The organism is Sphingobium sp. RS1, from assembly GCF_056156825.1.
This window is the reverse complement of record NZ_JBLZXE010000002.1, coordinates 1554515-1578533: the sequence shown is the minus strand read 5'-3', so window position 1 is coordinate 1578533 and position 24019 is coordinate 1554515. Positions and strand designations below refer to the sequence as shown.

Here is a 24019-nt window from a genome sequence, read left to right as displayed (position 1 = left end):
TCATGCGTAACTTCATTTCGATCGCTGCACTGGCGAGCGCGAGCGTCATCGCGCTCGCTGCGCCCGCCATGGCCCAGGACGCCGCACCGCAGTCGGCGGCCGATGCCCCTGCATCGGGCGGTGGCGCCGACATCATCGTCACGGCCACCCGCCGCGCCGAACGCTTGCAGGATGTGCCGATCGCCGTCTCGGCCATCAGTGGCGAGCAACTGGCCGAGGGCGGCTTCCAGAAGCTGACCGACATCCAGTATCAGTTTTCCGGCGTGCAATTCGGCAGTTCGCCCAACGACAGCGGCTTCCGCCTGCGTGGCGTGGGGAGTGCCGGCGGCTTCTCCAGCTCGTCCGAACAGAATGTCGGCACGGTGGTCGACAATGTCGTCATTCCGTTCGGCAATCCCATCAACAGCCTGGGCGATCTGGAACGGGTCGAGGTGCTGAAGGGACCGCAAGGCACACAGTTCGGCAAGAACGCATCGTCGGGCGTGGTCAACATCACCACCAAGAAGCCGGAGATCGGCAAGTTCGGCGGCAAGGCTTTCGCCAGCTACGGCGAACTCAACGAATGGAATGTCAACGGCAGCGTCAACGTGCCGGTCAGCCAGAATTCGGCGCTGGCCGTGTTCGGCTTCTACCGCCGCAATGACGGCTTCCTGAAGAATGTCGTGCGCGACGAAAAATGGGGTGGCGAGGAAAGCTATGGCGCGCGCGCAAAATATCTGTTCGAGCCGAGCGATGACCTCAGCATCTATCTGATCGGCGATTATTCGAAGATCAAGCGCAAGGGGCCGGGCCAGCTCTGGACGCTGGCCAGCCTGCCCAGCTTCTCCAATCCGCTGATGGCGGCGCGCTTTGGCAATGTCGCGGCGCTTGGCGTCGTGCCCGGCTTCGACAATGACAAGTCGGTGGAGGAATATGCCGGCTATTCGACCGAGCAGAATTACGGCGCCTCGCTTGAAATCAACAAGTCGCTGGGCGACTATAACCTGACCTCGATCACCGCCTGGCGCCGTCTGGATGAAGGTCCGCAGGTCTTCGCGATCGACGCCAGCAGCCTGCCCGTCTTCACGGCGCAGCAGACCGGCACCGACCAGAGCTTCCTGTCGCAGGAACTGCGCCTCAGTTCGCCCAGCGGCAGCGCGCTGGAATTCACCACCGGCGTCTATGCCTCGCGGCGCAAGGTGGGTGACGACAATGACTTCAACCGTGCCCAGTTGCGCCCGGCGGTACCGTTCGATTCGTTCATCGTCAATATCTCCGGCGGCCAGGGTAACACCCAGACCCGTTCGGACTCGCTGGCTGCCTTCTTCGACGGCAAATATCATGTGTCCGACCGGTTCAGCGTGATCGGCGGCTTCCGCTACCAATATGACTGGGTGAAGGCATCCTACTTCTCGATCATCGACCCCAATTATGCGCCGGGCATCGGCCCCAACGGCTTCGTCGTGCCCTACACGCCGACGGCGGAAGTCAGCGCCAGCACGAAGAAAGGCGACTGGTCCGGCCGTATCGGCGCGGAATATAAGGTCGACCGGGACATCATGTTCTTCGGCACCATGGCGCGGGGCTATCTGGGCCCAACGGTCACCTTCACTGGCCTGACCGGCACCAAGACGGAGGTCGCGCCGCAGACGGTGCGAGACATCACCGTCGGCATGAAGTCCCAGCTTTTCGATCGCGCAGTGACCTTCAACGTCAACGTCTTCTTCGACAAGTACAAGAATCTCCAGACGTCCGTGTTCAACGGCGTCGAGTTCCAGACCGAAAATGCCGGCGGCTTTTCGGCCAAGGGCTTCGAGACGGATCTGGCCTGGCGCGTGAGCCCCGAACTGACGCTGACCGGCGGTTTCACTTATTCGAAAACGAAGTTCACCGATTATGTCACGGCCTGTCCTGGCGTCGTGAAGGCGGGCTATAGCTGCTATCTGGCGGCGGACGGGGTTACTTCGCTGGTGCAGGCGGCGGGCGAACCGCTGTCCGGCGCCCCAAAATATAGCGCCACTGCGGGTGCCGACGTGCGCCTGCCGATCAATGACAAGCTGACGTTCGACTGGTCGGCCAACTTCTACTATCGCAGCCGCGTCCAATATGCGGTCGTGGAAGCGGGCTCCTATCAGCCGGGCTACGGCACGATCGGCCTGAACACGGGCCTCGGCCATCCCGATGGCAACTGGCGCGTCGGCCTGTTCGTGCGCAACCTGCTGGACCAGCGCTTCCATGCGGCAGTGATCGACCTGCCCTTTGCTGATCCGGGCGCCTATGTGAACTGGCTGAGCCGCGAAGGGCGCCGGACGATGGGTGTCTCTGCACAGATGAAGTTCTGAGAAATGCGAAGAAAAGGATGGGCGGCGCAGCGTTGCCCATCCTTTTCTGTCAATAATATAGGCGCAGTGAGGGAGAGAGATGGGAATGCATAAGTCGGGCCGGTTTCGTACCTTGCTGTTGGCAGGCTTGCTGTCTCTCTCTCCCGGTGCCGCCTTGGCGCAGGGATCATGCCCGGCCTTGCGTTGGGTGACATTGGGCACGGCGGGAGGCCCGGTTCCGACTGCCGATCGGTCGGAGCCCGCCAATCTCCTGATCGCCGGTGACCAGAGACTATTGGTCGACACCGGCGATGGCACGATCGACCAACTGGCGCGGATCGGCATGGACATGCGCCTGATCCGTACCGTGTTCATCAGCCATCTGCATCTCGATCATAGCGGCGGTCTGGGCGCGGTCATCGGCCTGCGCTGGATGAACCAGTTTCCGGGGGTACTGACCGTCTATGGCCCCCCCGGTACGAAGGAGGTGGTCGACGGCATCGTCGCGTCCATGGGACCGCCAGCCCGGATCGGTTTCGGTCTGGGCGCGCTGCCGCCGGCGCCCGCCGGGTCGGTCCGCGCGGTGGAACTGCGCGACGGACAGAGCATCACCCTCGACGGCGGCGTGACCGTAAAGGCGGCGGCGAACAGCCATTTCGACCATGATGGAAAGCCCGATCCCGCCAATATCTCTCTCAGCTACCGTTTCGCACTGGGTAGCCGCAGCATCACTTATACAGGCGATACCGGACCCAGCGATGCGGTGACGGCGCTGGCATCGGGGACCGACATGCTGGTCAGCGAGGTGATCGATCTCGATCGGCTGATGAAGGAAATCCGGGAACGCCGTGTCGACGCATCGCCGGAAATGCTGGGTTCCATGCAGAAGCATCTGTCGACCCACCATCTGCTGCCGACCGATATCGGGAAGATCGCGTTCAAGGCGAAGGCGGGCAGGGTGGTGCTGACCCATTATGCCATTCCGGGCCTGCTCAGCGAATCCGAACCATCGATCCGCGCCGATATCGGCAGGGCCTATGCCGGCCCGGTCGATCTGGCGCGGGATCTCTCCAGCTTCGATCTGGGATGCCGCTGATGCGCGCCGCGATCTCGGCGATGGGCACCGATCTCGGTCCGGATGTGCTGAACCAGTGTCGGGCACTGTTCGACGCTGAGCAATCGACCCTGGCGGCGCAGGTGCCGGTGACGGCGGCGGATATCCCTTACGGCCCCCATGAACGCCACCGTCTCGACCTCTACCGGCCGCAGGGTGACGCATCCGCACCGGTTCTCATCTTCGTTCATGGCGGCGGTTTCCTGAAAGGCGACAAGGGCGGGGACGACGCCTGGCCCAACGCCAATGTCGGACGCATGGCAGCGCAGGCGGGCTTTCTGGGCATGGTCATCAACTATCGGCTCGCGCCCGACCATGTCTGGCCGGCGGGATCGGAGGATGTCGCTGCGGTCGTCGACTGGCTGAAGGCCCATGCTGCCGAGCATGGCGGCGATCCGGACCGGATCGTGCTGATGGGCACGTCGGCGGGGGCGGTTCATGTCGCCGGCTATCTGCAACTGGCGGGATCGAAAAACATTCGCGCCGCCATCCTGCTGTCGGGCCTTTATGGCTATACCCCGCTCGATCAGCGCGACACGCTCTATTATGGCGACCGAGCGCTCTATGCCGACCGCATGCCGCTGGAAGCGGTCGCCGCCACCGATCTGCCGCTATTCCTGGCCTGTGCCGAGTTCGATCCGCCCCGCTTCCAGGCCGAATTTCTGGGCCTGATGCAGGATCGGCTGGCCCGTCACGGCATCATGCCGCGCGCCTTCATCCATTCGGGCCACAATCATTACAGCATGGCCATGCATCTGGGGACTGCCGACCGGCGGCTCGCTGATGAAATTTGCGCCTTCGTGCGCGAAACCACCACCTGACAACATATAAACGGAGAGACGGAAAAATGCTGGACCGCAGAACCCTTCTGGCCACCGGCGCCGCCTTGATGGCTGCCCCCGCCTTCGCCGCTCGCAAGGCCGCCGACCCGGCTTTCCCCAACGGCTTCCTGTGGGGCGCGGCCACCGCGCCGCACCAGATCGAGGGCAATAATATCGCCAGCGACCTCTGGTTTCTGGAAAACCAGCAACCTACCGTCTTCACCCAGCCGTCGGGCGACGCTTGCAACAGCTTCGCGCTGTGGGAAACCGATCTCGACCTCGCCAAGGCGATGGGCCTCAACTGCTATCGCTTCGGCATCGAATGGGCGCGGATCGAGCCAGAGAAAGGCTTGTTCAGCCAGGCGATGCTCGATCATTACAAGGCGGTGATCGACGGCTGCCGGTCGCGCGGCCTGACTCCGATCGTTACCTACAGCCATTTCACCGCGCCGCGCTGGTTCAGCGCGCAGGGCGGTTGGACCAACCCGGAAAGTGCGGCGCTCTTCGCCCGCTATTGCGACAAGGCGACCCGCGCGCTGGGGCAGGGGATTGATCGCGTCATCACCTTCAACGAACCCAATATCCTGCTGCTGTTGAAGCCGATGCTGCCCCCTCAGGTTTGGGACATTCAGAAACTCACCTTGGAAACCGCGGCCAAGCGCCTCGGCGTTGCCAAATTCGTCAGCGCCAACGTCGCCGGTTTCGACGACCTGCCTGCGCTGCAGACCGGTCTCGCCGCCGCGCACAAGGCGGGCAAGGCCGCGATCAAGGCGGTGCGTCCCGACCTGCCGGTCGGCATCTCGCTGGCGATGATGGACGATCAGGCCGTGGGCAAGGCGTCCATTCGCGACAAGATGCGCAGCGAACTTTACGACCAGTGGCTCGACATCGCCAAGGGCGACGATTTCATCGGCGTGCAGAATTATGAGCGCGCCCTCTGGGGCGACAAGGGCCGGCTGCCCGCGCCCAAGGGTGCGACGGTCAACTGGTCTGGCACCGAAGTCTGGGCGGGTTCGCTCGCCGGTGCCGTCCGCTACGCCTATGAAGCGACCGGCGTGCCGATCCTGGTGTCCGAACATGGCGTTGGCACGGAGGATGACGCGATCCGCGCGAAATTCATCCCCGAAGCGCTTGCTGGCCTCAAGGCAGCCATGGACGATGGCGTGCCGGTGCTTGGCTATTGTCACTGGTCGCTGCTCGACAATTTCGAATGGATTTTCGGCTACAAGCCCAAATTCGGGCTGCACAGCGTCGACCCCGTCACCTTCGTCCGCACGCCCAAGCCCAGCGCCGCCGTCTATGGCGCCATCGCCCGCCGCAATACGCTTTAAGGGAGCATCGGCCATGAAGCGTCTTGCCCTTGCCGCCCTGTTGCTGGTCGCGGTCCCAGTGGCCGCACAGATGCCCGTCCCGGTCCCCGCTCAGGCGCCGGCCGAACCCGATGCCATTCCGCTTTATTCGGCTATGAAGGCGCCCAAGGCGTCGACCGAAAACTGGGTGCGCTTCGGCAAGGATCTGGCCGTCCGCAACGTCACCGTGCCGACCATCACCCCCGTCCTGCCCGATCCTGCCAAGGCCACCGGCGCGGCGGTGGTGGTTGCGCCGGGCGGCGCGTTCATGCTGCTGGCGATGGACCATGAGGGCTGGAACGTCGCTCGCTGGCTGGCCGATCATGGCGTGGCCGCCTTCGTCCTCAAATATCGGCTGAACCCCACCCCGGCCGATACCGCCGAAGCCTCCGCCTATATGGGCAAGCGCATCGCGGAATCGCTCCGCGATCCCGCTGCGCCGCCGTCAATCAGGGAACCGCGCGCGACGCTCGACGCCTTGGCCGCGCTCAAGCTGGTGCGGACGAGGGCGGACAAATGGGGCGTCGATCCGCAGCGTGTCGGCATGATCGGCTTTTCTGCCGGCGCGATGACGACGCTCAACGCGGCACTGGAAGGGCAGGGGGCCGACCGTCCGTCCTTCGTAGGTTATGTCTATGGTCCGATGCTCGCGCGGGACGTACCGACGGATGCGCCGCCGATGTTCGCGGCGATCGCCAATGACGACAGCCTGTTCCCCAATCCCTCCTATGCGCTGATCGAAAGCTGGCGGCGCGCCCATGTGCCGGTCGAGTTCCATGCCTATGAGCGCGGCGACCATGGCTTCGGCATGGGCAAGCCCGGCACCACGACCATGGGGTTGCTGCCGCAATTTCTGTCCTGGATGGAGATGCGCGGCCTGTTGACCGCAAAGGCCGGCCAATGACGCAGCTCGTCTCGATCCGGCGGGAAGCGGGGATCAGCATCGTCATCAATGGCGTGCTGAGCCTCGCCTTCTTCCTTGGCGTATTTGGAACGACCCCGCGCGCCCTGAACTGGGCGGCGCCCGACAATCTGGCGCTGGACTTCATACCCCAAAGCATCGCCGTCGCCCTGATGAGCGCGCTGGTCCCGGCGCTGATTGCCCGCAAGCGGCTGGGCAATACACGAGCGCTGCGCCCCATCCTGATCCGCGCGGCGCTGTTTGCGCTGGCCGGGGGCGCTCTGGGCGGCGTGCTCGCCTTTTCGATCGACAGCGTAGCCGTTCCGACGATCGCCTGGGGCACCGCCCTGACGATCAAGATTGCCTATGGCGGCGCGCTCGGTGCGCTGGTCGCCACATTGGCCTTGCGACGGCTGCTGTCGTGCGCCCGATATATTTGAAAATGAGGATCGCCCGCTGATGACATCCCGCACCCTTCGCCTGTCCCTGCTGCTGGCCTGCACGCTCCTAACCGCGCCCGCGCTGGCCGATGAACTGGCCGACGGCTTCGCGAACCCGCCCCAGTCGGCGCGCCCACGCGTCTGGTGGCACTGGATGAACGGCAATGTCACCAAGGACGGGATCGACAAGGATCTCGACTGGATGGCGCGCATGGGCATCGGCGGCGTCCAGAATTTCGACGCCAGCCTGATGACGCCGCAGATCGTCAAGGAACGGCTGATCTACATGACCGATGGCTGGAAGGACGCCTTCCGCCACGCCGTCCAGACCGCCGACGCCAAGGGACTGGAATTCGCCATTGCCGCTTCGCCGGGCTGGAGCGAGACGGGTGGCCCGTGGGTCAAGCCGCAGGATGCGATGAAGAAGCTGGTCTGGAGCGAAACCGACCTGCGCGGCGGCCAGCGGCTCAAGGGCGCGCTGCCTGCGCCGCCCACCGTCACCGGGCCGTTTCAGAGCGCGAAGTTCAGTGATCCGCTGGCCGGCGGCGCTGAAAGTGGTGCGCTGCCCAGCTATTATGCGGATGCCCGCGTCCTCGCCTATCCGGTCGTCGCGCCCCCCTTGCCGCAGCCGCGCGTGACACAGGCCGATGGCAGCACGCTCGCTGCCGCGCCGCTGATCGACAATGATCTGGAAACCGTGGCGCAAGTGGCCAAGGGCGATGCTGCCAACCCCGGTGCGCTGACCCTCGACTATGGCAAGCCCGTCACCATCCGCTCCGCCAGCCTGTTCGTGCCCCATGCCCGCCCGCCCTTCGGCGATCCGGCCTATCGTCCGACGCTGGAGGCGGAGACGGCACAGGGCTGGCAACCAGTCGGCCGCTTCACCCTGACCGAAGTGTCCGCCACGATCGGCTTCGCGCCAGTCATCGCGCGGCGATTTCGCCTTGTCCTGTCGCCGAACGATGCGCCCAAGTCGCCCGGACTGGGTGACGGAGCGCCCGGCGCGGTCATGATGGACGTCTTCGCCCGCCCAAACAGCCCGACATTGGGCATCGGCGACCTGCGCCTCTCGGCGGAGGCGAAGATCGATCAATATGAAGCCAAGGCCGGCTATGCGATCGTTCCCGACTATAACCGGCTGAGCGACGGTGTCGCGTCCTCCGCTTCGGCGATCGATCCGGCCAAGGTTGTCGACCTCACCGATCGGCTACGCGCCGACGGCACGCTGGACTGGACCGCGCCAAAGGGCAGCGACTGGCGCATCGTCCGCATGGGCTGGTCGCTCACCGGCAAGACCAACCATCCCGCCACGCCCGAAGCCACGGGCCTTGAAGTCGACAAATATGATGCTGCCGCCGTCCGCCGCTATCTCGAAACCTATCTCGGCATGTATCGCGACACGGTGGGCGCGGACTGGATCGGCCAGAAGGGCATCCGCGCCCTGCTGACCGACAGTATAGAGGTCGGCGCATCCAACTGGACCCCGCGCATGGTGGACGAGTTCAGGGCGCGGCGCGGCTATGATCCCGTACCGTTCCTGCCCACGCTGACCGGCGCGGTGGTGGGGTCGTCCTCACGCAGCGATGCTTTCCTCCATGACTATCGTCAGACGCTGGCCGATCTGCTGGCCGACGCCCATTATGGCACGGTGGCGAAGGTCGCGCATGAAAATGGCATGAGCGTCTATGGCGAGGCGCTGGAAAATGGCCGCCCGGTGCTGGGCGACGATCTCGCCATGCGCGCCCATGCCGACGTGCCGATGGCCGCGATGTGGACCTTCAACCGCGACGCCGCGCCGCGCCCGACCCTGATCGGCGACATGAAGGGCGCGGCGTCGGTCGCCCATATCTACGGCCAGAATATAGTCTCCGCGGAAAGCATGACCTCTGCCTTCGCGCCGTGGGCCTTTGCGCCGTCGGACTTGAAGCGGGTCATCGATCTGGAATTCGTATCGGGCGTCAACCGCCCGATCGTTCACACCTCGGTCCATCAGCCGGTGGATGACAAGCTGCCGGGCCTCAGCCTCATGATCTTCGGCCAATATTTCAATCGGCATGAAAGCTGGGCGAATATGGCGAAGCCCTGGGTCGATTACATGTCCCGCACCGGCTATTTGCTCCAGCAGGGCCGCGATCATGCCGACCTCGCCTATTTCTACGGCGAGGACGCGCCGATCACGTCGATGTTCGAACATGGCGTGCTGGCCGACCTGCCGACCCGCTATGCCTATGACTTCGTCAATGCCGACATCCTTGCCAACCGCATGAGCGTCGAAAACGGCGAACTGGTCGCCGGCAAAGCGCGCTACCGCGCCCTCTATCTCGGCGGGTCGAGCCGGGTGATGACGCTGGCGAGCCTGCAACGCATCGCTGCGCTGGTGGAGGCCGGCGCGACCGTCATCGGCACAGCGCCCCAGCGCGCGCCCGGCCTTCAGGATGACGCCGCCGCCTTCAAGGCGCTGGCCGACCGTCTCTGGAGCGGCGGCCCGGTGGGCAAGGGCAGGATCATTGCCGGCCAAGACGTCGAAACCGCCCTCGCCAGCGCAGGCGTCGGCCCGGACTTCCGCATCACCAATGGCGCGGCGGATGCGGACTATCGCTTCCTTCATCGCAAGCTGGCCGACGGCGACCTCTATTTCGTCAACAATCGCACCGACAAGGCGGGCCGGATCGAGGCGCGCTTCCGCGTGACCGGCAAGCAGCCCGAACTGTGGCGCGCGATCGACGGCTCGGCGGCTCCCGTCTCCTACCGCACCGAAGGCGGCGAGACGGTGATCCCGCTCGATGTCGGGGCGGAGGACGCCTTCTTCATCCTGTTTCGCACGCCCGCGATGGCGCCCGCCGCTACGGTCGCCGCGAAGGCAATCCGCCCGGTCGCCACGCTTGCTAATCCCTGGACCGTCCGCTTCCAGCCCGGACGCGGCGCCCCGGCGCAGCTCACGATGCCGACACTGACGCCATTGGAAAGCAACACCGATGCCGGTGTCCGCTATTTCTCCGGCGAAGCGACCTACATCAGCCGCTTCAACCTGCCCAAAGGCGTAAGGCCCGGCGCGCCGCTCTGGATCGATCTCGGCAGGATCGGTGACGTGGCGGAGGTGCGCATCAACGGCCAGTCCGCCGGCATGACATGGTTCGCACCCTACCGCCTCGACATCGGTAAGCTGGTGAAGTCCGGTAACAACGCGCTGGAGATCAAGGTCGCCAACCTCTGGGTCAATCGCTTGATCGGCGACCAGCAGCCCGGCGCGCAGAAAATCACCTTCACCGCCGCCCCGACCTACAAGCCCGACGCGCCGCTACGCCCGTCTGGCCTGATCGGGCCGGTGCAACTGCTCGCCGAATAAGCCTTGGACAGGGCAGACTATTGTCTGTCCTACAGGGACGCTCTTCACTATTCTACGTGTCGGCTCTTTTGATCGTCGGCAAAAGAGCAGGCTGCGGCATGGCCTGCGCGATCACGGCAAAAGTGACATAAGGTGACAATTTTGCACGCATTTTGCGGTGCTTTTTTCACTTTATCGCCCAAATTGTCCAAGTCGGTTAATGGTCTGCCGCCTCACCGTTCCGCAGGGACGACGGGCGCTTGACCTTCTTGATCTGGCGCAGTCCCAGGAACACCGCGCCGATGATCGCCGGGATCAGCGCCAGATCGATCCAGCCGGGCAGATGTGCACCCTGATGCTCGATCGCTTCCTTGATATGATGCCAAAGGCCCAGCGCATAATAGCTGATGGCCACGACCGACAGGCCTTCGACCGTATGTTGCAGGCGTAGTTGCAGTCCGGTTCGACGATCCATGGACGCAAGCAGGTCGCGGTTGCGCCGGGCCAGTGCGGTATCGACACGGGTGCGGAGCATGGCGCTTGTCCAGGCGATACGCTGTGACAGATCCTCCAGCCGTCGCCCGAACGCGTCGCAGGTGCGCATGGCGGGCAGCAGCCGGCGCTCGGTGAAATCGTCAAGCGAGCGATAACCGCGAACCTGCGCCACTTCCAGCCGGCGGATGCGGTCGAAGCACAGTTCGGCATAGGCATGGGTCGCGCTCATGCGATAGCGGGTGCGCGCAACGATCTGCGCCAGTTCGGCGCTGAGCGAGGACAGGGTTTCCAGTACGGCGTCAGCGTCCGCCTGCGGCTCTGCGACGCTTGTGGTCACGTCGGTCAGCCGCTGTTCCAACGCGGCAAGAATGGGCGTCGCCTGCTGCGCTTCGGGCAGGCCCAGCAGCGCGATCTTTCGATAATTGCCCAGTTCCTGAAGGCGTTGGACCAGCAGGGAGGCTTCCGCTCCTTCCAGCCCCCGGTCGTGGACGAGCAGCCGGCCAAAGCCATTGTCATGCAGGCGGAAATCGGCCCAGACCCGCGCGCGCCCTTGCGCTACATCGGAAATGGTCAGGTCATCCGCCATGAAACAGGTCGCGACCGTCATATTTGTCGGCTCCTGCTGTGTCAGGGCAATCTGGGTCGATCGGATAATCTCACCGGGCAGGCGATCGATCCAATGGGCTACCGGCGTGAAAGGGGACAGATCGAACGGTTCGCCATAGCCATCCGCGATGAAACTGTAGGTGATGAATTCGCTATGCCGTTCCCAGGAAAAGCCCAGCGCGCCGACGCGGCAGGCAAAAAAGCGGTCTGCGCTATCGGGGGCGGGGCCATCCGACGGCAGCAGATCGTGGAGCGCGGCGATGCTGTCACGGGCCTGCTGTTCGGTGACGATCATCATGAACTGCACGGCGCGGGCCGGCGTGTCCATGCGGGGCATCTTGCGAATGTGCATTTCGCGCGAAAGCGAAGCGCGCAGGATGTGGCTACGCTGCGTCAGATTTTGAAAGGGCCCGTCGCCCGTTTGCGTGCCTGCATCCATTCTGGTTCGATCCCCCGATCTCTTTCCGCTATGCTAATGGGCCCTGGCCGTGCTGCAATTGGCCCGGTCCAAAGAATGAGGCATCAGATGCGGCGGGCGATGGCGCCGGCTGCCCATCCCATGCCGACAGCCATGGCGATCGCCACCAGCCCATAGACGAAAGACCAATGTTCGGCGGCAGTAGCCATGAACTGTTCGAAGCCGGACTTGCGCACGGTGATGTCACGCACGGCGGCGGCGACGACGCGGCCATCCTGCACCAGGAATGTTTCGGCGGTATAGTTACCCACGATGACCCGTGCCGACAGCGGCAGACGGGCGCGATAAAGAACGCCGTCGGTGATTTCGACCGTGCCGGGGCGCTCCACGAACAGGCCGGACCGGGCGCGCAGGTCGACTAGTCCTTCCTGAAAGCGGGATAGTTCACCACTCTCGTTCAGCGACGATGGCGAAAGTTGCAGCTTGTCGACCCCCAGTTCGTAGATGGCGGCGGTGCGTTCATCGACGATCCGGTCGATCGGCCGGGAGGATGCCATGGCGTAGAAGCTGGGGGCGGAACGGAAGCGGGCTGTGTCGGCATTGACCCATATGCCCGCGACCTTCTGCTTTTCGCGCATGGTGATCGACTGTTCCGGCCCCTTCAGCACCACGACGATATCGGCGGGCTTGTCGGGCTGGCGCCCGTCGGGATAGACGATTGCGCCGAACAGCAGCAAGTCCGCGCCGGTGAAACTATACTGGATTTCCACGTCGCGCTGCGACACGTCGGGCACCAATTGCGGTTCGTCCGCGCCGCACAGCAGTAAGGTGAGGGGCAGCAGGGCGAGGTGACGGCGCATCAGCCGACCTCGATCGTGTAGATTTCGTCCGGGCGCCAGCCCAGACCCAAAGCCATGCGCCCGGCGACGAGCAGCACAATCGCGGCGAGCAAAATGCGCAGATATTCCGGGCGGATCGACATGGATATGCGGGTGCCGACCTGCGCGCCCACGACACTGCCGATCAGCAGCAGCAGCGCCAAGACCAGATCCACCGCCTTGGTTGTCATGGCGTGCATCATGGTCGTCGCCATGGTGACGAACAATATCTGGAACAGCGATGTGCCGACAACGGCTTGCGTCGCCATGCCCAGCAGATAGAGCATGGCCGGCACCAGGATGAAGCCGCCGCCGACGCCCAGCAGCATCGTTAGGATACCGGTCGCCATGCCCAGCAGAAGCGGCGCCAGCGGCGAGATGTAGAGGCCGGACCGATAGAAGCGCCAGCGCATCGGTAATGCGGCGACGAGAGGATGGTGCCGGCGCTTGCGGGCCGGGGCGCGCTTGCCCGTTTTCAGCGCGATCAGCGCCTGGATCGATTCCTTGGCCATCAATCCACCGATGCCGCCGAGCATCAGCACATAGAGGATGCCAATGACGGTATCGATCTGCCCCAGATATTGCAGCAGGCGGAAGATGAAGACGCCCATGCCCGCGCCGATCACGCCACCAACAATCAGGACGCCGCCCATGCGGAAATCCACGGTGCCGCGCGACATGTGGGTGACCACACCCGACACGCTGGCGCCGGTGACTTGCGACGCTGCGGAGGCCGCAGCGACGGTCGGGGGAATGCCGTAAAAGATAAGCAACGGTGTGGTAAGAAAGCCGCCGCCCACGCCGAACATGCCGGACAACAAGCCGACGACGCCGCCAAGGCCGATAATGACAAGCGCGTTGACCGACAGATTAGCTATGGGCAGGTAAAGATCCATGCCGATTCCGGTTACCGCTAACTCACGACGATATAAAGTCGTGATGGGGCAATTGGATTAAAAATCCGCGGCCAGGGTGATAGCAAGACCCGATCCCGGCCGGGCCTGACCGGCAATGCGTTCCCGCCATTCGATAGACAGGCGTGCATCGCTTTGGGGCAGGGGTAGTCGAACCTGTAATTCCGGTCCGATATCGAGGCGGCTGAGGCCCGGTTGCGCACCGCCGGACAAGGCTGCGCCAAGGCGTAATGGCGTTCCGGCCAGAGGTGTCGTCAGGGAGAATTTGCCGTCGATGAAGGCGTCCCGCTGTCGAAAACCGACGATGCCGGTCTGGACGTAGGCCTCCGCCGTGATCGTCGGGGCGATTGGCTTCGGGCCAAAGCCGCTTACCGCGATAACCGCATTGGCGTCGCGTCCGCCGGTGCCAAGGGCGATACGTTGCTCCGCTGCGAGCGTGATGGGAATGGCGCGGACTGGCTGGATGGACAGGCCGACCGCGGCTTCCGGCGCCGCCGGGCGCTGTAATGCGCTGGTCAGTCTGCCATAGGCTGTCATCCGGGGCGTCGCATGAGGCGCGATGTTGTATTCCAGCCGCACGCCCGCCTGCGATCTGCCGAGTTGGCCAGCCGGTACTGCCTTGTTGCCTCCCGATCCGCCATCGCGCCACAGCAACCACGCGCCAGCGCGCCATCGATCGGCGGTTGCCTCTGTCGTCAGCCGCGGTGCCGGACTGGCAGTTGGTCTGTGGAGACCGCTAATATAACCCGGATCGCTGGCATAATGGCGATTGGCGAAGCCGGTTGTGACGACGATGAAGTTTATAAGGTCGACTGGCATGTCTTCTTTGCGGCCAGGTGTCGGCATGATGGCTCGTCTAGGCGTATTGCTTGAATGATTATCCTTTTGCGCTGTAAATCCAAATGGAGCGTCGGGGTGCAAGCTTGCCATGGCGCTGGCTGCCAGAATGGTGGACGGAGCCAAGGTGGGGAGGGGCGATGATGGCGAGGCGATGGCAGTGGATGACAGAGGCAATTGTGTCGGCACCATGATGCCGGGACCGAACAGGCGGAAAATCACCCAGCTTGCCAACAATATGGCGAAGAAGCGCAAGGGACGGCCGCTTGCGCCGCGGATCATGGCTTAGTCTTCAGATCAGGAAAACTATGCTGAGTTTTGTCCCAGGTGAGCGGTTCGCCCAGCAGCGACCGGGCGTAGAGGAAAATCGCCCGGCGGGCTGCCAATATGGCGATGTAGTTGGCTATGACGGTGCGTGGGATCGCCATCAGTCCATGTCTCCAGCCGTAGGCGCGACCGACGAAGAGCCCGCGCATCATCATGCGCCAGAGCATCAGGATGAGGTTGAACCAGAGCAGTTTCTCGATCAGCGGGGGCAGGGGCGGTTGATGGCGCGGTGCCACGAGGTCGATCACGGCAAGCAGCGCCCAAAGAATGAGTGCCAGATAGGCAGCGAAGAGGACGAAGGCAGCGAGAGTGGAACGACGGTCGCGGATGCGCATCCACCATTCGGCCGGGCCACCATGCCAGCCCATGCGGTCCCATCCGGCCAGTGATATGCCCACCATCCATCGTGCCTTCTGCTTTACTGCGGTCTGGATGGTGTCTGGGAAATATTCGCGGGTAGCCACCAGCGCGCCTGTCCGATCGCGTATCCGCACGAACACGCCACGTCCGCCCATATGGGCAATGCGTAGTCCGGCTTCATAGTCCTCGGTCAGCGATGAGGGGTCGAACGGCCCGCCATGCGCAGGGTCGACCAACTGTCCGAGCATGTCCCGTTCAAAGGCGCAGGCGACTCCGGCGGACGGAATGGAGGCCCCCAGTGCTTCACGCACGGTCAGCGCCTTGCCATGATTTTCGGCGAATTCATCGCCATAATGGTTGCCGATGGCACGGGCCATCAAGCCGCCGCGCCCCGGCAGGGGCAGGACGGGCAATTGCACCAGCTTGAACCGGTCGATCATGAAATCGAACAGGCGGATTTCGTCGGCATGGACGACATCTTCTGCATCGTGCAGCACGATCGCTTTGAAACGTCGGCCGGTGCTGGCCTCCATGGCCAGCATTGCGCCCCATAATATGTTGAGGCAATCCGCCTTCGTCGTAGGGCCGGGGCGTGGATTGATGCCCACAATGATGCGTGGATCGCCGGCCGCGATCGGGGTCACGACTTCCAGAGTTTCCGGATCATTTGGGTAGATGCCCACGAAGATCCGGAAGTCTTCGTCCGGCCAACTCGTCAGTGTATGGCGCAGCATTGGGCCGATCACATCCGCTTCCCGCCAGGCCGGGATGAAGATGGCGATGCTGCCGGGTCGGTATGACGACGGCAGGGTGGCAGTGGTCATCCGCGGGTGACGGACATAAATGGTAAGGTTGCGCCAGCAACGACGGCACAGAAACAGCAAGTCGACCAGCAGATCGTCAAGGCCGCCTATCGCCAGACCGACGACCGCAAAAAGCAGGATTTCCCGATGCAGGGCAACCAGTCCTGCGGTCAATATGTCCCCCAAGACTTGACCCCCATCCCCCTATGCGGAAAGAGGATGGCATTTGCGTCAGGCGGTTCCAAGTCTTTTGCATATTTTGCAGGGAAGCCTTTGGGAAATTACAAGGATTAGATGCTGATCCTGGCTTGTTGAGGCGGCTTGTAACGGAGTAGAGATTGAATCGACCACGTCCATCCGCATTGCGTGCGTTTCTGACCGGTGAGACGGGCGGGGCGATCCTGCTAATGGTTACCGCAGCGACAGCGATCCTGTTGGCCAATCTGCCCGGGGGCGCAGGCCATGTCTATCATGGCTTGCTGCATATGCCGTTTGGGCCGACACTGTCGCCGCGGATTGGACCGATGACGCCACATTTGTGGATCAATGACGGGTTGATGGCGATCTTCTTCCTGTTGGTCGGGCTGGAAATCAAACGCGAGTTTCTGGACGGAGGTCTTTCCACCTGGAGCAAGCGGCGGCTGCCGATATTGGCGGCGGCGGCGGGCATGGCTGCTCCCGCCCTGGTCTATATGTCGATAACTGCCGGGCAGCCCGCATTAGGTGATGGCTGGGCCATACCTGCCGCGACCGATATTGCTTTTGCTATCGGTGTGCTGGCGCTTCTGGGAAGCCGCGCGCCAGCGTCGCTGAAACTGTTTCTGACCGCTGTCGCCATCGTTGATGATATGGGGGCGGTTGCCATCATCGCCCTGTTTTACAGCCACGGCCTCGACCTGCTAGCGCTGGGCGGCGCAATGCTACTGCTGGCAGTCATGTTTGCGTTCAACCGTCTGGGCGTAAAGATATTGTGGCCTTATCTGGCAGGTTTCGCGCTGCTTTGGTTTCTGATCCTGTCCTCCGGTGTGCATGCTACCGTTGCGGGCGTCTTGGCGGCGATGACAGTGCCGCTTCGTCCATCACCGGGCGCGCCGGATGCGGTGGACAGTCCGCTGCATCGGCTGGAACATGCCATTCATCCGTGGAGTGCCTATCTGATCGTACCGCTGTTCGGTTTTGCCAATGCCGGGCTCAACCTGGGTGGGGAGGCTTTGTCCATGCTGTTCGCTCCCTTGTCGCTGGGGGTGGCGCTCGGTCTGTTTCTCGGCAAGCAAATCGGCATTTTCGGCGCAGTCTGGGGTGCAGTCCGGCTGGGCATTGCAGAGCGGCCTGCCGGCGCAAGCTGGGGGCAAGTCTATGGCATGGCAATGCTATGCGGCATCGGCTTCACCATGAGTCTGTTCATCGGTGCCCTGGCCTTCCCCAACGATGCGCTGCTGGTGGAGGAGGCAAAGGGCGGCATATTGTTGGGGTCGTTGCTGTCCGCCTTGTCCGGCTATGCAATGCTCCGCTGGATCGCGCGTTCGGGTGCCTCACGGGTGCGATAAGCGGGTTCGCTAACCGGCGATAGCCATGCTATTCTTCATGCGTTGATGTTGCGAGTCGGAAGCGGCATCGGCCAATCGACCAATCTCTACACTTTGTACGGGAGGAGGGCGACCATGGAGATGGATGTAAACTATCTGCTGCACCGTCAGCAGATGTCGCTGATGCGGGCGCAGGCCTCGCGGTCTCAGCAAGGGCGTGACGCTTATGAAAGCCTTGCACGCGGTTATACCGACCGGATCGACGCACATCGCCGTGAAAATGAAAGGCTGATCGTCAGGGCGCATTGATCGCTTAAGATCAGGACTCATTGATTGATCCAGAAGATGACGGTTGCAGCGATACAGATGGCGGACATGAATGTGTGAGCGCATCGATCGTAGCGGGTATGGATGCGCCGCCAGTCTTTGAGCCTGCCGAACATATTTTCGATCTTGTGGCGCTGGCGATAGAGCATGGCATTGTGCGGGATCGGGATCTTCCGGTTCCTCTTTGACGGGATGCAGGCCGCGATGTTGCGTTCGGCGAGCGCGTTGCGGAACCAGTCGGCGTCATAACCTCGATCGCCGAGCAGGACTTTGGCGCGGGGCAAAGCGTCGAGCATCAGGGCTGCTCCCTTGTAGTCGCTCATCTGGCCCTCGCTCAGCAGCATGACCAGCGGTCTGCCCTTGTCGTCGCATACGGCATGGAGCTTCGAGTTCAGGCCGCCTTTGGTGCGTCCGATACGTCTGGGAACAGCCCCTTTTTAAGCAGGCTGGCCGCTGTCCGGTGCGCCTTCAGGTGGGTCGCATCGATCATCAACTGGTCGGGCTTGCCGCCTTGCGCGGAAAGGGCGGAGAAGATCTTGTTGAACACCCCGAGCCGGCTCCACCGGATGAAGCGATTATAGATCGTCTTCGGCGGACCATAATCGGCGGGCGCATCGCGCCATCGCAAGCCGTTCCTGATGACGAAGATGATGCCGCTGATGATCCGACGATCATCCACCCGTGGCACGCCGTGCGACAGTGGGAAATACGGCTCGATCCGGCGCATCTGCGCCTCCGACAACCAGATCAGATCACTCATGGCAGCGCCTCCTCGCCACGCCATTGAATCAACCGATCCTCATCATCGCAAGCAATTTAATAGGTCCTGAGCCTAGGTCAGCGTCGCTGGATCAGCCTGTCTATTGCCAGGCGATGCGTCTTGTCGTCACCGCATTCCCGTTCCAGCACGGCCTTGATGCGCTGAAGTTCCGCCTCGGTCAGATGTTCTATGCCGATGAAGTCGTTCCGGGCTGCGTCCATAGCGCGGATCAACTCGTCAAGCTTGGCCTGGATGGCGGAGCCGTCGCGATTTTGCGCATTCTGGATCAGGAAGACCATCAGGAAGGTGACGACGGTGGTTCCAGTGTTGATGACCAATTGCCATGTGTCGGAATAATGGAAGATCGGGCCGGTTACCAGCCAGAGGATGACGGTGATGAGAGCAAGGGCGAAGGCAGAGGGTTGACCCGCCCAACTGGCAACGCGGTGCGACAAGACCGCGAAAATCCGATCCATATGCGATTCTTTCTTTGCGAAGTTGCTTCACTTATTCCTTGTTCAGCCGGAAAAGGCCATGGATGGCCCGATGCGATCCTTTTCTCTTTGCGCCGCTCTGGCGGTAGTCCTTCTCGTCCTCCCCGCCTGCACATCCTTCTCGCCCGAATCACGGCTGCGATCCGGGCTTGAAGAGGCCGGTCTGTCGCCGCGCATGGCCGGTTGCATGGCCGAGCGGATGGCGGACAGGCTGAGCCTGATACAGTTGCGAAAGCTCCAGTCGCTCGCCTCGCTCCGCAAATCTCACAGCCGCAAGATGAGTGTCGAGCAATGGTTGCACAAGGTCCGTGCCTTGCAGGATCCCGAGATTTTTGCGGTCGCCGGCAGTTCGGCCCTGTCCTGCGCTTTCTAGGCTGGATCAGCCGATCGGGTGCTGTTGCCGAGCAATTGGCTTTACAAGCTTTGCAAGTTTGCAAAGTGATTTTGCGAAATTTTCTGGCGCCCTGCTTTCGGCTGTGCTTAGCCGCTGACCACAGATTTCAGCGAAAGGGCACGCCCCATGAATATTCACGAATATCAGGCCAAGGAATTGTTGGCGAAGTATGGCGCGCCGATCGCCGCCGGTTACGCCGCCTTCACGGTCGAAGAAGCCGTCGAAGCCGCCAAGAAGCTGCCTGGGCCGCTCTATGTCGTGAAGTCGCAGATCCACGCCGGTGGCCGCGGCAAGGGCAAGTTCAAGGAACTGGCCCCCGAAGCCAAGGGCGGCGTGCGCCTTGCCTTCAACCTGGACGAAGTGAAGGCTCATTCGGCCGACATGCTGGGCAACACGCTCGTCACCATCCAGACCGGCGACGCCGGCAAGCAGGTCAACCGCCTGTACATCACCGATGGCGCCGACATCGCCAAGGAATTCTACCTGGCGCTGCTGGTCGATCGCGCCACCAGCCGTATCGCGTTCGTCGTGTCGACCGAAGGCGGTATGGACATTGAAGAGGTCGCTCACTCGACCCCGGAAAAGATCCACAGCTTCTCGGTCGATCCCGCTTCGGGCTTCCAGCCGCACCATGGCCGCGCCGTCGCCAACGCGCTGGGCCTGACCGGCGATCTGGCCAAGCAGGCGTCGAAGGTTGCCGCGTCGCTCTATGCCGCGTTCCTCGACACCGATGCCGAGCAGATCGAAGTCAATCCGCTGGCGCTGACCGAACAGGGTAATCTGCTGGTTCTGGACGCCAAGGTCGGTTTCGACGGTAACGCCATGTTCCGTCACAAGGACATCGCCGAACTGCGCGACCTGACCGAAGAAGATGCGGCCGAAGTCGAAGCGTCGAAGTATGACCTCGCCTACATCAAGCTGGATGGCAACATCGGTTGCATGGTGAATGGCGCGGGCCTGGCCATGGCGACGATGGACATCATCAAGCTGAACGGTGAATTCCCCGCCAACTTCCTGGACGTAGGCGGCGGCGCCACCACCGAAAAGGTGACGGCTGCCTTCAAGATCATCCTGAAGGACCCGGCGGTGAAGGGCATTCTGGTCAACATCTTCGGCGGCATCATGAAGTGCGACATCATTGCCAATGGCATCGTCGCGGCTGCGAAGGAAGTGAACCTGTCGGTTCCGCTGGTCGTCCGTCTGGAAGGCACCAACGTTCAGCAGGGCAAGGACATATTGGCCAATTCGGGTCTTCCGATCGTACCGGCGGACGATCTGGGCGACGCGGCCAAGAAGATCGTGGCGGAAGTGAGGAAGGCAGCCTGATCGGCTCCCTAACCTGAACGATACACCAAAGGGTGCGGGGGGACCGGAAACGGTCCGCCCGTGCCCGTATTGGCGTTTAATAAGGAGGATGTTGGATATGAAGATCCTTGTGCCCGTGAAGCGGGTGATTGACTATAATGTGAAGCCTCGGGTGAAGGCGGACGGTACGGGCGTCGATCTGGCGAACGTGAAGATGAGCATGAACCCGTTCGACGAGATTGCGATCGAGGAAGCCATTCGCCTTAAGGAAAAGGGCGTGGCGACCGAGGTTGTGGCGGTATCGATCGGCGTTGCGAAGGCGCAGGAAACGCTGCGGACCGCACTCGCCATGGGTGCGGACCGGGCGATCCTGATCCAGACGGATGACGAGGTTGAACCGCTGGGCGTGGCCAAGCTGCTCGCCAAGGTGCAGGAGGAAGAGGCTGCTGGCCTGATCATTCTGGGCAAGCAGGCGATTGACGATGACAGCAACCAGACCGGCCAGATGCTCGCTGCTCTGCTGGGCCTGCCGCAGGGTACCTTCGCCAGCAAGGTCGAGGTCGAAGGCGACACGGTGAATGTCACCCGCGAAGTCGATGGCGGCCTGGAAACGGTGAAGCTCAATATCCCGGCGATCGTCACCACCGACCTGCGCCTGAACGAACCGCGCTATGCCTCGCTGCCCAACATCATGAAGGCCAAGGCCAAGCCGCTGGCGACCAAGACGCCCGCCGATTACGGCGTGGACACAAGCACCCGTCTGGAGACGCTCAAGGTGTCCGAACCGCCCAAGCGCTCGGCCGGCGTCAAGGTCGCGGATGTCGACGAACTGGTGGCAAAGCTCAAGGCTCTGGGAGTGGCAGCATGACGAAGGCTCTTGTTTGGGTTGAACATGAAGGCGGCGCGGTCAAGGACGCGACGCTTTCGGCCGTGACCGCCGCGGCGAAGCTGGGCGAAGTGCATCTGCTGGTCGCCGGTGCGGGCATCGACGGTGTCGCCGCTGCGGCTGCAAGGATTGCCGGCGTGGGCAAGGTCCATGTTGCCGACGACGCGGCCTTTGGTCATGCGCTGCCGGAAAATGTCGCGCCGCTGATCGTCGAACTGATGGCCGGCCACGACGCCTTCGTCGCGCCGGCCACCAGCAACGGCAAGAATATCGCACCGCGCGTTGCCGCCCTGCTCGACGTTATGCAGATCAGCGATATCCTGTCGGTGGAGAGCGAAGATATGTTCACGCGCCCCATCTACGCCGGCAATGCGATTGCGACGGTCAAGTCGAAGGATGCCAAGAAGGTCATCACCGTGCGTGGCACCGCCTTCGAGAAGGCAGCCAGCGAGGGTGGTTCGGGCGTCGTGGAAGCCGTGGCCTCGACCGGGGACAAGGGTATTTCCAGCTTCGTGGGTGCCGAGATCGCCAAGCTGGAACGGCCTGAGCTGACCAGCGCCAAGATCATCGTGTCGGGTGGCCGGGCGCTGAAGGACGGCGAGACATTCGAGGCGACGATCTTCCCGCTGGCGGACAAACTGGGTGCGGCGGTGGGTGCGAGCCGTGCCGCCGTGGACGCCGGCTATGTCCCCAACGACTATCAGGTCGGCCAGACCGGCAAGATCGTGGCGCCCGAAGTCTATATCGCGGTCGGCATTTCCGGGGCGATCCAGCATCTGGCGGGCATGAAGGACAGCAAGACCATCATCGCCATCAACAAGGATGAGGACGCGCCGATCTTCCAGGTGGCGGACATCGGCCTCGTCGGTGATCTCTTCAAGGTCGTCCCAGAACTTACCGAAAAGCTGTAAAGCATCGTTACGCAGTAGGAAAGGGCGTGGGGAGTGATCCCCGCGCCCTTTTTCGTTGCTGGCTTATTCGCAGTTGATGTCGTTCTTGTCGATGGCACGGCCGGCCAGTGCGCCGCCGGCGCCGCCCAGGATGGTGCCCAGCGTCTTGGAACCGCCCGGAGCGATGATGTTGCCGAGCACGCCGCCGGCGATGGCGCCAACGATGGTGCCGGTGGTGCCGTCATCCCGCTTGCAATAGTAGCGGCCGTCGCGGTCGCGGTAGATCTGGTCATTGTCGCGGATCGGGCGGCGGTGATGGCGGGGCGGGCCGCGGCGGTCGCTGGGGCGGTCATAGCCATAGCCGCCGCGGCCACCGCCGTCGGACATGCAGGCGCTGAGCGGCAGCATCGCTAGGATGGCCGCAGCCAGGATCGGTTTGCGCATAGGGGTTCTCCTCTTTGTCTCCCTGTCGGCGCATCAACCCTTTGGCAGGACAATGGTTTCCCCAAAAAGAAACCGCCCGTCGCGGCCATGAGAGGGGGTATGGCGGCGAACGGGCGGCAACCGGCGGCGAGCGGGGGACTAGAGCCGCCGGGGTCGGGGAAGGATCAGTGCGGCAGCGGGCGCGCGCCGGCCGAGGGGGTGACGAGCGGCGCGGCAGGCGTGGTCGCGGTGCCGGTTTCGGCGCGCTGTTCCTCCAGCTTCGCCTTCGCCTCGCCATAGCGGGCGATGATATCGTCCTTGAATTCGGTCAGCTTGCCTTCGTCATAGAGCTTCTTGCCGACATAGCCGGCGATGGCGCCGAAGATCAGGGTGCGGATCATGATCGTCTCCGTAGATGATGGGTTCGGCAAGGATAACCGGCCAGTGCGGATGGGGTTCCGACGACGATTGCCTATACGGCGCTTTCCGCTAGTCTTGCGGCGGGCTGTGGGGGAATTGCGGCATGTCGGCGTTCGATCTGGTGTTCGCGGTGTTCGGGCTGTTGCTGGGGCTGGCCGTGGCCGAAGTGCTGGGCGGCTTTGCCAGGGTGCTGAAGATGAAGCGCGCCGCCAAGCCGGTGCGGGTCGGATGGCTGACGCCGCTGCTGGGCCTGTTCGTGATGCTGGACCTGACGAGCTTCTGGGGCACGGCGTTCAGCATGCGCGACCAGATGGATGCCAGTTACCTGACGCTGGTGGTCGTGCTCGCGATCGTGGGCATGTATCATCTGATCGCGTCGGTGATCTTCCCTGACGAGCCGGAACAATGGCCCGATTTCGACGATTGGTACGACAAGCAGAACCGGCTGGTGATCGGCGGGTTGCTGGGCATCAACATCGCCACGATGATCGGCCAGGGCGTGCTGGACACGGTGCGGCCGCTGCCCGAGGCGCCGGAGGGGCCGGCGGGGGCGATCGGCTTCCTTTTTTACGCCAGCGGGGCGCTGAGCCTGTTCGCGTTGCTGATCGCGTTGCTATTCGTCCATAATCGCCGCTGGAACGTGGCGATGCTGGTCGCGCTCAACCTGATCCTGCTGAGCACCAGTATATTGGAGGATTATATCTGA

Annotated in this window: 23 protein-coding genes; 14 read left to right on the top strand and 9 right to left on the bottom strand. The window is 63.0% G+C overall.

What is annotated here, in order from left to right:
• The first annotated feature begins 2 nt into the window (after positions 1-2).
• The 7 genes from ACNHGR_RS09250 (at position 3) to ACNHGR_RS09220 (ending at position 10271) form a co-directional block, all read left to right on the top strand.
• Complete coding sequence (locus tag ACNHGR_RS09250; protein ID WP_475285599.1) at positions 3-2321, top strand: TonB-dependent receptor; 2319 nt, start codon at positions 3-5, stop codon at positions 2319-2321.
• A 79-nt stretch (positions 2322-2400) separates the two neighbouring features.
• A complete protein-coding gene (locus tag ACNHGR_RS09245; protein ID WP_475285597.1) occupies positions 2401-3396 on the top strand; it encodes an MBL fold metallo-hydrolase in 996 nt (331 codons plus the stop codon).
• On the top strand, positions 3387-4235 hold the full coding sequence (locus ACNHGR_RS09240; RefSeq protein ID WP_475285595.1) for an alpha/beta hydrolase: 849 nt from the start codon (positions 3387-3389) through the stop codon (positions 4233-4235). The genes ACNHGR_RS09245 and ACNHGR_RS09240 overlap by 10 nt, the downstream gene beginning before the upstream one ends.
• A gap of 26 nt (positions 4236-4261) precedes the next feature.
• Positions 4262-5566, top strand: coding sequence for a family 1 glycosylhydrolase (locus ACNHGR_RS09235; protein WP_475285593.1), 1305 nt, complete (start codon positions 4262-4264; stop codon positions 5564-5566).
• A gap of 13 nt (positions 5567-5579) precedes the next feature.
• Entirely contained in the window at positions 5580-6488 is a 909-nt protein-coding gene (locus tag ACNHGR_RS09230) for an alpha/beta hydrolase (RefSeq protein WP_475285592.1), read from the top strand.
• The gene (locus ACNHGR_RS09225; protein WP_475285591.1) at positions 6485-6925 is read left to right on the top strand and encodes a hypothetical protein; all 441 of its coding nucleotides are present in this window, start codon (positions 6485-6487) and stop codon (positions 6923-6925) included. The genes ACNHGR_RS09230 and ACNHGR_RS09225 overlap by 4 nt, the downstream gene beginning before the upstream one ends.
• Positions 6926-6944: 19 nt before the next feature.
• Complete coding sequence (locus ACNHGR_RS09220; protein ID WP_475285589.1) at positions 6945-10271, top strand: glycosyl hydrolase; 3327 nt, start codon at positions 6945-6947, stop codon at positions 10269-10271.
• Between the two features lie 196 nt (positions 10272-10467).
• Here the strand turns inward: ACNHGR_RS09220 and ACNHGR_RS09215 are convergent, their stop codons facing one another.
• The 5 genes from ACNHGR_RS09215 to ACNHGR_RS09195 form a co-directional block, all read right to left on the bottom strand.
• Positions 10468-11790, bottom strand: coding sequence for a DUF3422 domain-containing protein (locus ACNHGR_RS09215; RefSeq protein ID WP_475285587.1), 1323 nt, complete (start codon positions 11788-11790; stop codon positions 10468-10470).
• Positions 11791-11873: 83 nt separating this feature from the next.
• Complete coding sequence (locus ACNHGR_RS09210; protein ID WP_475285586.1) at positions 11874-12629, bottom strand: TIGR02186 family protein; 756 nt, start codon at positions 12627-12629, stop codon at positions 11874-11876.
• Positions 12629-13543: a sulfite exporter TauE/SafE family protein gene (locus ACNHGR_RS09205; RefSeq protein ID WP_475285585.1), complete on the bottom strand. Its 915-nt coding sequence runs from the start codon at positions 13541-13543 to the stop codon at positions 12629-12631. The genes ACNHGR_RS09210 and ACNHGR_RS09205 overlap by 1 nt, the downstream gene beginning before the upstream one ends.
• A gap of 57 nt (positions 13544-13600) precedes the next feature.
• Positions 13601-14620, bottom strand: coding sequence for a hypothetical protein (locus ACNHGR_RS09200; RefSeq protein ID WP_475285583.1), 1020 nt, complete (start codon positions 14618-14620; stop codon positions 13601-13603).
• 56 nt (positions 14621-14676) lie between these two features.
• Positions 14677-16065: a glycosyl transferase family protein gene (locus ACNHGR_RS09195; RefSeq protein ID WP_475288373.1), complete on the bottom strand. Its 1389-nt coding sequence runs from the start codon at positions 16063-16065 to the stop codon at positions 14677-14679.
• 161 nt (positions 16066-16226) lie between these two features.
• On the opposite strand from ACNHGR_RS09195, the gene nhaA reads away from it, so the two are divergent.
• Positions 16227-17435, top strand: coding sequence for a Na+/H+ antiporter NhaA (gene nhaA, locus ACNHGR_RS09190; protein WP_475285581.1), 1209 nt, complete (start codon positions 16227-16229; stop codon positions 17433-17435).
• 114 nt (positions 17436-17549) lie between these two features.
• Positions 17550-17723 (top strand): hypothetical protein, encoded by a 174-nt coding sequence (locus tag ACNHGR_RS09185; RefSeq protein ID WP_184266566.1) that lies wholly within the window; start codon positions 17550-17552, stop codon positions 17721-17723.
• Between the two features lie 17 nt (positions 17724-17740).
• On the opposite strand, the gene ACNHGR_RS09180 is transcribed toward ACNHGR_RS09185, so the two are convergent.
• Together ACNHGR_RS09180 and ACNHGR_RS09175 are read right to left on the bottom strand one after the other, a co-directional pair.
• Positions 17741-18501, bottom strand: a protein-coding gene (locus tag ACNHGR_RS09180) for an IS5 family transposase (protein ID WP_475285579.1) whose coding sequence is annotated in 2 segments (ribosomal slippage) — positions 17741-18168 and positions 18168-18501 — 762 coding nt in all. Because the reading frame shifts where the segments join, the coding sequence is not laid out codon by codon here.
• A 77-nt stretch (positions 18502-18578) separates the two neighbouring features.
• Entirely contained in the window at positions 18579-18977 is a 399-nt protein-coding gene (locus ACNHGR_RS09175) for a low affinity iron permease family protein (protein WP_184266563.1), read from the bottom strand.
• A 70-nt stretch (positions 18978-19047) separates the two neighbouring features.
• On the opposite strand from ACNHGR_RS09175, the gene ACNHGR_RS09170 reads away from it, so the two are divergent.
• From ACNHGR_RS09170 to ACNHGR_RS09155, 4 genes are all read left to right on the top strand, one after another.
• Positions 19048-19368, top strand: a complete 321-nt coding sequence (locus ACNHGR_RS09170) for a hypothetical protein (RefSeq protein ID WP_221416916.1) — start codon at positions 19048-19050, stop codon at positions 19366-19368.
• A gap of 147 nt (positions 19369-19515) precedes the next feature.
• The gene (gene sucC / locus ACNHGR_RS09165) at positions 19516-20715 is read left to right on the top strand and encodes an ADP-forming succinate--CoA ligase subunit beta (protein WP_311268378.1); all 1200 of its coding nucleotides are present in this window, start codon (positions 19516-19518) and stop codon (positions 20713-20715) included.
• Between the two features lie 97 nt (positions 20716-20812).
• Positions 20813-21562 carry an electron transfer flavoprotein subunit beta/FixA family protein gene (locus ACNHGR_RS09160; protein WP_475285576.1) on the top strand — a complete coding sequence of 250 codons (750 nt, stop codon included), beginning with the start codon at positions 20813-20815 and terminating at the stop codon, positions 21560-21562.
• Positions 21559-22491 (top strand): electron transfer flavoprotein subunit alpha/FixB family protein, encoded by a 933-nt coding sequence (locus tag ACNHGR_RS09155; protein ID WP_475285574.1) that lies wholly within the window; start codon positions 21559-21561, stop codon positions 22489-22491. The genes ACNHGR_RS09160 and ACNHGR_RS09155 overlap by 4 nt, the downstream gene beginning before the upstream one ends.
• Positions 22492-22554: 63 nt before the next feature.
• Here ACNHGR_RS09155 and ACNHGR_RS09150 read toward each other — a convergent pair whose 3' ends face one another.
• The gene (locus tag ACNHGR_RS09150; RefSeq protein ID WP_475285572.1) at positions 22555-22914 is read right to left on the bottom strand and encodes a glycine zipper 2TM domain-containing protein; all 360 of its coding nucleotides are present in this window, start codon (positions 22912-22914) and stop codon (positions 22555-22557) included.
• A 164-nt stretch (positions 22915-23078) separates the two neighbouring features.
• The gene (locus ACNHGR_RS09145) at positions 23079-23294 is read right to left on the bottom strand and encodes a hypothetical protein (protein WP_475285570.1); all 216 of its coding nucleotides are present in this window, start codon (positions 23292-23294) and stop codon (positions 23079-23081) included.
• A 122-nt stretch (positions 23295-23416) separates the two neighbouring features.
• On the opposite strand from ACNHGR_RS09145, the gene ACNHGR_RS09140 reads away from it, so the two are divergent.
• Positions 23417-24019, top strand: a complete 603-nt coding sequence (locus ACNHGR_RS09140) for a hypothetical protein (protein ID WP_475285568.1) — start codon at positions 23417-23419, stop codon at positions 24017-24019.

Coding starts and splice junctions, on each gene's coding strand:
- ACNHGR_RS09220 (WP_475285589.1), top strand. CDS start 6,945: ATGACATCCCGCACCCTTCGCCTGTCCCTGCTGCTGGCCTGCACGCTC.
- ACNHGR_RS09160 (WP_475285576.1), top strand. CDS start 20,813: ATGAAGATCCTTGTGCCCGTGAAGCGGGTGATTGACTATAATGTGAAG.
- ACNHGR_RS09240 (WP_475285595.1), top strand. CDS start 3,387: ATGCCGCTGATGCGCGCCGCGATCTCGGCGATGGGCACCGATCTCGGT.
- sucC (WP_311268378.1), top strand. CDS start 19,516: ATGAATATTCACGAATATCAGGCCAAGGAATTGTTGGCGAAGTATGGC.
- ACNHGR_RS09170 (WP_221416916.1), top strand. CDS start 19,048: ATGCGATCCTTTTCTCTTTGCGCCGCTCTGGCGGTAGTCCTTCTCGTC.
- ACNHGR_RS09185 (WP_184266566.1), top strand. CDS start 17,550: ATGGAGATGGATGTAAACTATCTGCTGCACCGTCAGCAGATGTCGCTG.
- ACNHGR_RS09205 (WP_475285585.1), bottom strand. CDS start 13,543: ATGGATCTTTACCTGCCCATAGCTAATCTGTCGGTCAACGCGCTTGTC.
- ACNHGR_RS09155 (WP_475285574.1), top strand. CDS start 21,559: ATGACGAAGGCTCTTGTTTGGGTTGAACATGAAGGCGGCGCGGTCAAG.
- ACNHGR_RS09225 (WP_475285591.1), top strand. CDS start 6,485: ATGACGCAGCTCGTCTCGATCCGGCGGGAAGCGGGGATCAGCATCGTC.
- ACNHGR_RS09150 (WP_475285572.1), bottom strand. CDS start 22,914: ATGCGCAAACCGATCCTGGCTGCGGCCATCCTAGCGATGCTGCCGCTC.
- ACNHGR_RS09230 (WP_475285592.1), top strand. CDS start 5,580: ATGAAGCGTCTTGCCCTTGCCGCCCTGTTGCTGGTCGCGGTCCCAGTG.
- ACNHGR_RS09250 (WP_475285599.1), top strand. CDS start 3: ATGCGTAACTTCATTTCGATCGCTGCACTGGCGAGCGCGAGCGTCATC.
- ACNHGR_RS09210 (WP_475285586.1), bottom strand. CDS start 12,629: ATGCGCCGTCACCTCGCCCTGCTGCCCCTCACCTTACTGCTGTGCGGC.
- ACNHGR_RS09215 (WP_475285587.1), bottom strand. CDS start 11,790: ATGGATGCAGGCACGCAAACGGGCGACGGGCCCTTTCAAAATCTGACG.
- ACNHGR_RS09140 (WP_475285568.1), top strand. CDS start 23,417: ATGTCGGCGTTCGATCTGGTGTTCGCGGTGTTCGGGCTGTTGCTGGGG.
- ACNHGR_RS09175 (WP_184266563.1), bottom strand. CDS start 18,977: ATGGATCGGATTTTCGCGGTCTTGTCGCACCGCGTTGCCAGTTGGGCG.
- ACNHGR_RS09145 (WP_475285570.1), bottom strand. CDS start 23,294: ATGATCCGCACCCTGATCTTCGGCGCCATCGCCGGCTATGTCGGCAAG.
- ACNHGR_RS09235 (WP_475285593.1), top strand. CDS start 4,262: ATGCTGGACCGCAGAACCCTTCTGGCCACCGGCGCCGCCTTGATGGCT.
- ACNHGR_RS09245 (WP_475285597.1), top strand. CDS start 2,401: ATGGGAATGCATAAGTCGGGCCGGTTTCGTACCTTGCTGTTGGCAGGC.